General features: G+C 27.3%; 6 protein-coding genes. 4 read left to right on the forward strand and 2 right to left on the reverse strand.

The annotated features are described in order from the left end of the window. Nucleotides 1-164: 164 nt before the first annotated feature. Complete coding sequence (locus QZ146_RS07640) at nucleotides 165-1,016, reverse strand: HEAT repeat domain-containing protein (RefSeq protein ID WP_295723233.1); 852 nt, start codon at nucleotides 1,014-1,016, stop codon at nucleotides 165-167. 378 nt (nucleotides 1,017-1,394) lie between these two features. Here QZ146_RS07640 and QZ146_RS07645 point away from each other — a divergent pair, with 378 nt between their 5' ends. The 4 genes from QZ146_RS07645 to QZ146_RS07660 all read left to right on the forward strand — a co-directional run bounded on the left by QZ146_RS07645 (nucleotide 1,395) and on the right by QZ146_RS07660 (nucleotide 6,443). Continuing rightward, nucleotides 1,395-2,516, forward strand: coding sequence for a cation diffusion facilitator family transporter (locus tag QZ146_RS07645; RefSeq protein WP_295723235.1), 1,122 nt, complete (start codon nucleotides 1,395-1,397; stop codon nucleotides 2,514-2,516). A gap of 103 nt (nucleotides 2,517-2,619) precedes the next feature. Then, entirely contained in the window at nucleotides 2,620-3,078 is a 459-nt protein-coding gene (locus tag QZ146_RS07650; protein ID WP_295723237.1) for a flavodoxin, read from the forward strand. Between the two features lie 96 nt (nucleotides 3,079-3,174). Next, nucleotides 3,175-3,714 (forward strand): glutathione peroxidase, encoded by a 540-nt coding sequence (locus QZ146_RS07655; RefSeq protein ID WP_295723239.1) that lies wholly within the window; start codon nucleotides 3,175-3,177, stop codon nucleotides 3,712-3,714. Nucleotides 3,715-3,842: 128 nt separating this feature from the next. Next, entirely contained in the window at nucleotides 3,843-6,443 is a 2,601-nt protein-coding gene (locus QZ146_RS07660) for an ATP-dependent helicase (RefSeq protein ID WP_295723241.1), read from the forward strand. Between the two features lie 184 nt (nucleotides 6,444-6,627). Here QZ146_RS07660 and QZ146_RS07665 read toward each other — a convergent pair whose 3' ends face one another. After that, nucleotides 6,628-7,926, reverse strand: a complete 1,299-nt coding sequence (locus QZ146_RS07665) for a TrpB-like pyridoxal phosphate-dependent enzyme (protein WP_295723243.1) — start codon at nucleotides 7,924-7,926, stop codon at nucleotides 6,628-6,630. Nucleotides 7,927-8,288: the final 362 nt, after the last annotated feature.

Genomic DNA, 8,288 nt, shown 5'->3' on the forward strand with positions numbered 1-8,288 from the left:
TAAATAAAATTAAACAAGTACGAGAAGAAATACCTGTTTTAAAAAATCGACGTACTGATTTGTATGATATAATTGAAAAATAATCGTTAATATAATCTATAAAACATAAAACAAATTAATATAAAAATAGAAAATTAAGAAAATAAAATTAGATAAATATTAATCTAAGAATTTAATTTATCTAATCTTTTAATAAACCATTCTTCTTTACCCGGATTTAATTTAGATAAATTTTCAATAGCAAGATTTAATATGTTTACCTCATCATCATGCCTATTTAATTTCCTATAAAGAATAGCTGCTCTTTTATATGGTTCTGGACTTTTAGCCCCTTCTTTAGCATGAATTGAATACTCTTTTACAGCTGCTTCAGGATCAATTTTTTCTAAAGCTTTAATATCCTTCATAGGTTTTGCTTTAGAATGAGTTGGTTTTGCACCAGATTTCATCATTTTTTCTGCTTTTTTAATAGTTTTATTACAAGACTTTTTAAAGTCTTTATCTTTTTCCTTACGTCTAGCCTCTTTAATAAGTGCAATAGATTCAGGAGTTGCTAAATCACCTAATGCATAAATAGCATATAATCTAACACCCCAATCTTCATCATCTAAACCTTTTGCAATAGCATCCATCTGGTCTCTAGCTTGAAGTGAACCTAATCCCCTAATTGCAGTTTTTCTAACACCAAAATCTTCATCATCAACAGCACTTACAAGCACATCAATAGTTTTTTCACTATATGTTTCTTTAAGTGCAAAAGTTAGAAAACGTTTATCCTGACCAGATGCAGCATTAAATCTTTCAATTAATTTATCAATAGCAATATCACCCATTGTTCCAAGAATTTGTGCTGCACCAAATCTTACATTAGCATTTTCATCAGTGGTAGCTTCAATTAAAGGCTCAATTGCAGATTCATCTGTTACTCCTTCTAAACTTTTAATTGCATCTTTTCTTACCTGTACATCATCATCTTTAAGTTTTAAAATTGCATCATCAAAAATATATTTAGCCATAACTATTCCTCAAATAATTATTATAAAAAATAATTTAAAATAAACTATAATTCTATAAAATATAATTTATATCCATAATCAAATTAGAAATAATATACTATAATTATTAGTAACATTTAATAATTTACATAAGTATTTTGTTTTCTTATTATATTAGTTTTCCTCATATATAAAAAAAATTCTAAAAAATTAAAAATAATTATTAAATCATGAAAATTTAATCATATTTTATAATAAAAAAATCATATTTAATATAAATAATATTATAAATATATGAATGAAATTTAAAATAAAAAATATAATTATAAAATAAATAAATATTTAAAATCTAATTAATAGAGACTAAGTATTTAGAATCTAATTAATAAGGACAAAAATATGTTAGATGGAAATACAAGAGAAGAAAATATTGTTAAAACAAGTATTGTTGGAATAATTGTAAATGTAATACTTACTCTATTTAAGATAGCTGTCGGAGTTGTAAGTGGAAGTATTGCAATTATTTTAGATGGTGTAAACAACTTAAGTGATGCATTAAGTAGTGTAATTACCATTATTGGAATGTATTTATCATCAAAGCCCCCTAATCGTAAACATCCATATGGATATGGAAGAATAGAATATTTTACAGCCCTAATTATAGCAGCAATAATTATCAGTGCAGGAGTAGAATCATTTATAGAATCTACACATAAAATTATGCACCCAACAGATGTTAACTACTCTTTTATTGTATTTGTAATAATGATTGTTGCAATAATAGTAAAACTTTTGCTTGGAAGATATACAATTAAAAAAGGGGAGGAAAATAATTCTGACAGTTTAATAAATAGTGGTAAAGATGCAAGTTTGGATGCGATAGTTACAATTGCTACCCTTATATCTGCAATAATATTTACAATATTCCACATTAATTTAGATGGAATATTAGGAGCTATAATTGGTCTTGTAATTATAAAAGCAGGTATTGAAATGATACTTGATTCTTTAGGTGAAATATTAGGTAAAAGAGTTGATAAAGAGTTAAGTGAAAATATTCATAAAGATGTTGAAAAATTTGATAATGTTAAAGGAGCATATGATTTAATTTTAAATAACTATGGACCTGAAAACTATATTGGAAGTATAAATATTGGAGTTGATGAAAGTTTAAGTGGAAGAGAAATCTATAAGCTTTCACGAGAAATTCAAGGAGAAATATTAAAAAAATATGGAATTATTTTAACAATAGGGATATATGCTACAAACTCTAAAGATCCTGAAATAGAAAAAATAATTAGTTCTTTAAATGAAATTTGTTTAAATAAAAAGAATATACATCAAATCCATGGAGTTTATGTTGATAAAGAATCTAAAATTATTCAATTTGATATTGTTGTAGATTTTGATATAGAGGACACCAAACAATATAAAGAAAACCTAACCAAAGAGCTTCAAAATGAATTTAAAGATTATAATATTAGTATACTCATTGATAGAAGCATTAGTGATATAATTTAAATTAAATCATAAATGTTATATTGTGGTTGAGTATTAAATATTAAAAGTTAATTTAATAGAATAATTAAAATTTTGAAATAATTTTTTTAAAATAGGTGATGCAATGAAGTTTTTAGTTGTATATTATTCAAGAACAAATGTTACAAAAAAAATTGCAGAAGAAATTGCAAATGAATTAAACTGCGATATAGAAGAAATTAAACCTAAAGTAAATTATAATGGAAAAACAGGTTATGTACGTGGGGGAAAAGATGCAATGAGTGAAAAAATCATTGAATTAGAAGAATTTAAATATAACCCTGCAGATTATGATATTGTTTATTTAGGTGTTCCCGTATGGGTAGGTAAATCAGCAAACCCTATGATTTCCTATATAAAAGAAAATGCAAATAGTTTTGATGAAGTTAAATTTTTTGTAACTGCTGGAGCAACTGGATTTGATAAAACATTCAAACAATTAGAAGAATATGTAGGAAAACCACCTTTAAAAACTTTAACCCTTACTACAAAAGAAGTTAAACGTGATACATATAGAGAAAAACTAGATATATTTTTAGAATAAAAAAATAAAAAAATAAACAAAAATATTCTAGAAAAAAGAAAAAAAGAATTGTTTTTAATTAAAATAAAACATTAATTAAATAAAAAAGGTGAAAAAATGTCAATTTATGATTTTGAAGTGAAAAACACTGATGGTGAAATGGTTTCATTAAATGAATATAAAGGAAAAGTATTATTAATTGTTAATTCTGCTACAAAATGCGGATTTACGCCACAATACAATGAATTAACTGAAATTTATAATGAGTTTAAAGATGATGGATTTACTATCCTTGATTTTCCATGTAACCAATTTAATAAACAAGCACCAGGTACTGGAGCAGAAATTGCAGAAACCTGTAGAGCAACATTCCTTGTTCAATACCCTATCTTTGAAAAGATTGATGTTAATGGTGAAAATGAAGATCCATTATACACTTATCTTAAAGAAGAACAACCTTTTGTAGATATTACCGGTAAAGGTGCTAGAAAATTAAAAATGGTTGTTAAATTAACCGACAGACATTATAAAGACAATAATAATATTAAATGGAATTTTACAAAATTTTTAGTTGACCGTGAAGGTAATGTTGTTAGAAGATTTGAACCAACTGAAAGTTTAGATGATGTAAAAGCAAAAATTAAAGAATTATTATAATTTTTTATCCCATCATCATCAATTTTAAAAAAAATCGTAATTATTGTTGATTTACTATTTTTTATAGAGAAAAATAAGAAAAAATAAAAAAAATATGGGTGGGAACTACTAGATTCTAATTGATTAAAATGATAAAAAAGCAGAAAAAGGAATATTCAAAAGAAGAAATATTTAATATACTCCATCCATGGGTTAAGGATTGGTTTAGTGATAACTTTGAAGATTTTACCCCTTCACAGAAAATGTCCATACCTGAAATCCATAAACAAAATAATATTCTTATATCCTCACCAACAGGAAGTGGAAAAACATTAACTGCCTTTTTATCAATTATCTCTGAGCTATGTACTTTAAGTGAAAATGATCAACTGGAAGATAAAGTGTACTGTATTTACATATCCCCTCTTAAAGCATTAGATAATGATATAGAAAGAAATCTAGATATCCCCCTAAAAGAGATTGAAAAGATTGGAAAAAAAGAGTTAAACATAAGAAAAGCTGTTAGAACAGGAGACACCACTAATTATCAACGTCAAAAAATGCTTAAAAAACCACCACATATTCTTATTACAACACCTGAAACTTTAGCAATACTTCTTGTTGCTCCAAAATTTAGAGAAAAGTTATCTAATGTTAAATATGTAATAATTGACGAAATACATTCTCTTGCAAATAATAAAAGAGGAACACATCTTTCATTGTCTCTTGAAAGATTAAATGCTTTAGTTGGAGGTTTTGTGCGCATAGGATTATCTGCAACAGTATCACCAATAACTGAAGTTGCCCGCTTTCTTGTAGGTAATGAATATGGTATAGAGAGAAACTGTAAAATTGTAAATATAGATTACCAGAAAGAATTAGATCTAAAAGTTATAAGTCCTGTTAGTGATATTGTTATTGCAGATAGTGAAGATACTCGTATGGGAATGTATGAACTAGTAGATGATCTGATTCAAAGCCATAACACTACACTTATTTTTACTAATACTCGTAGTGGAACTGAAAGTTTTGTATATAATCTAAAAAAATACTTTCCAAGCCATTACAATGAAGATAATATTATGGCTCACCATTCTTCACTTTCAAAACAAATGCGTCTTGAATGTGAAAATAATCTTAAAATTGGAAAATTAAAAGCAGTTGTATCAAGTACATCACTAGAACTTGGAATTGATATTGGTTATATAGACCTTGTAATATTAATTAACTCACCTAAATCTGTTTCTCGTGCCCTACAGAGAATAGGTAGAAGTGGCCATAGACTAAATGAAAAATCAAAGGGAAGAATAATAGTAACAAATCGTGACGATTTAATTGAATGTAGTGTACTTTTAAAAGATGCTATTGAAGGTAAAATTGATAGAATACATATCCCATGTGATTGTTTAGATGTTTTAGCCCAACATTTATACGGCATGTCTATTGAAAACACACAGGAAATAGATTATACATATGACATCATACGTAAAAGTTATTGCTATAAAGACCTAACAAGAGACGATTACAAAGATGTATTAAGTTATCTTGCAGGAGAATATTCTGCTCTTGAAGAGAGATATATTTATCCTAAAATATGGATAGATTATAAAGATAATACCTTTGGAAAACGTGGAAAAATGGCAAGGGTTTTATACTCTACTAATATTGGAACTATACCTGATAGATCAGGAATCCTTGTTAAATGTGATGGAGAAGTTGTTGGAAGAGTAGAAGACACTTTCTTAGACCAGCTTAAAAGTGGAGATACCTTTGTTCTTGGAGGAGTAACTTTTAGATATAAATATTCAAAAGGAACAGTTGCCTTTGTATCCCCTGCAGGAGGTCCGCCAACAATACCTCAATGGTTTTCAGGACAGTTACCCCTTAGTTACGATTTAGCCCTAGATATTCAGAAATTTAGGGCAAATATGGAATTAAAATTTAGATATAGTACTGGAAAAGATGATGTTTTAGAATATATTAATAATTACTTGTATGTAGATGGTTTTGCAGCTAACTCTATCTACGAATATTTTAATGAACAATACTTATATGCCCAAATACCTTCCTATAAAAAAATAGTAATCGAATATTATAAAGGCTATGGAGGAAAACGTTTTGTAATATTCCACAGTTTATTTGGAAGACAAGTAAATGATGCATTATCTCGTGCAGTAGCATATATTGCATCTACACTTTACAATACAAACATAACCCTATCCATATCAGATAATGGATTTTATTTAAGTGCAGATGATGGAAAAATTGGAGGTCTTGAATCATTTAAAAAACTAAACAGCACTAATTTTGAAAATATTTTACTTAAATCATTGGAAAAAACTGAAATTTTAGCTCATCGTTTTAGAGATTGTGCTGGGCGAAGTTTAATGACAATACGAAATTACAAGGGAGAAAGTAAATCCGTGGGCGTACAACAGGTTAGAGCTAAAATATTACTTAAATATGTTCAAGAAATGGATAAGAATTTTCCAATACTAAAAGAAGCAAGGAGAGAATCAAGTGAAGATTATATGGACATGAAAAATGCTTTAGAAGTAATAAAAGCTGTTGAAAACGAAGATATTGAACTTAAAACTATAAATACAGTTATACCCACTCCTTTTGCATTCAACCTAGTTTCACAAGGTTATCTAGATGTGCTTAATAAAAATGACAAAGCAGAATTTTCAAAAAGAATGCATAAGGCCATATTAGATGAAATAAAAGATAAATTAAAAAATGAATATTGATCGTTTTTAAAAATAAAACTAAAAAACCACTTGAAATTGAAAAAAAAACAATTTTAAAACAAAATATTCTAAAAAAATAAAATAAACTACTTTTAAAAAGTTTCATCCTAAAATTATAAAAAAATAGTCAAAAATAAGAAAAGTGAAAAAAATTAGTAAGCTAAAAAATAAAAAAAATTGGAGATTATTTAGCATTCTCCAATTCACCAGATATAAAAGTTTCATAACCTTTAAGGTCCATTAAACCATGACCTGAGAAATTAACAACAATAGTTTTTTCCTCACCAGTTTCTTTACATTTAAGAGCCTGATCAATTGTTGCTTTAATAGCATGACATGTCTCAGGTGCAGGAATAACACCTTCACAATTAGCGAATAATTGACCTGCCCTAAATACATCCTCTTGATGAACTGTTACAGGATTAATATAACCTTCATGAGTTAAAAGAGATACCTGTGTATTCATACCATGGTATCTAAGTCCACCAGCATGAACTGAAGGTGCAACAAAATTATGACCTAATGTATACATTTTTAAAAGTGGTGTGTATCCAACATTATCACCAAAGTCATAAGAATATTCTCCTTGAGTTAATGTAGGACATGCAGATGGTTCAACAGCAATAAATTCAGTATCAGTATTTCCTTTAATTTTATCTTTTAAAAATGGGAATAATGAACCTCCAAAATTACTTCCACCACCAACACAAGCAATCATAGTATCTGGTTCTTCTTCAGCAACTTCTAATTGTGTTTGGATTTCCTGACCAATAACTGTTTGGTGTAAAATTACATGATTTAATACACTACCTAATGTATATCTTACCTTATCATCAGATAATGCATCTTCAACAGCTTCAGATATAGCCATACCTAGAGAACCTGGCGTATTAGGATCTTCTTTTAAGAATGATTTCCCAACCTCAGTATTTTCACTTGGAGAAGAATATAAGGTTGAATTATATACTTGCATTACCCCTTTTCTAAACGGTTTTTGTTCATATGAAATTCTAACCATATAAACAGTACAATCAATTCCCATTAAAGAAGATGCAAGAGACAGTGCAGTACCCCATTGGCCTGCACCAGTTTCAGTAGTTACTCTTTCAATACCTTGTTTTTTTGCATAATATGCTTGTGCAATAGCACTGTTTAATTTATGACTACCTGTTGGAGAAGTGTCTTCTCTTTTATAATAAATTTTTGCAGGAGTATTTAATTTCTCCTCTAAGCCTCTTGCTCGATATAATGGCGTGGGCCGGCCAATTCTTTGGTATAACTCCCTTACTTCTTTTGGAATTGTAATATATCTTTCAGTGGAAAACTCTTGATTTAAACATTCTTCAACAAATATATCAGGTAAAGTACTTATTTGATCTTTACCTTCACTATTTTTAGGAGCTGGAAGTTCTACAGGTAAATCAGCATTAATATTATACCATTTTTTAGGTACATCTTCACTAGATAATTCTATTCTATACATTTTATCACCATATTAATTTTTTAAAAAAATTTTTGTAAACTTTAAAAATTTATTATAAGAAATAAATTTATACAATTATTATGTATGATGTACTATTTAAACCTTTATTGTACAAAAATGTACAATTAAATTATTAGTATAAAAGTACATCACTATCAAAAATTCATTATTAACATTGAGTAAAAAAAGAATAATAAAAAGAGGGAAAAATTAAAAAGAATATGAAAATCTAAGAGTATTAATAATATTAGTATATAACATAGTTTAGGGGCCTGAAATCTTCTGAATAAAATTCGGGCTGAAATCTCTTATTTTTTATATTTATCATATTCATTTATAATTGTTTGTAAAAATACAATTTA

It is taken from the genome of uncultured Methanobrevibacter sp. (assembly GCF_905235195.1).
Taxonomy (GTDB): domain Archaea; phylum Methanobacteriota; class Methanobacteria; order Methanobacteriales; family Methanobacteriaceae; genus Methanarmilla.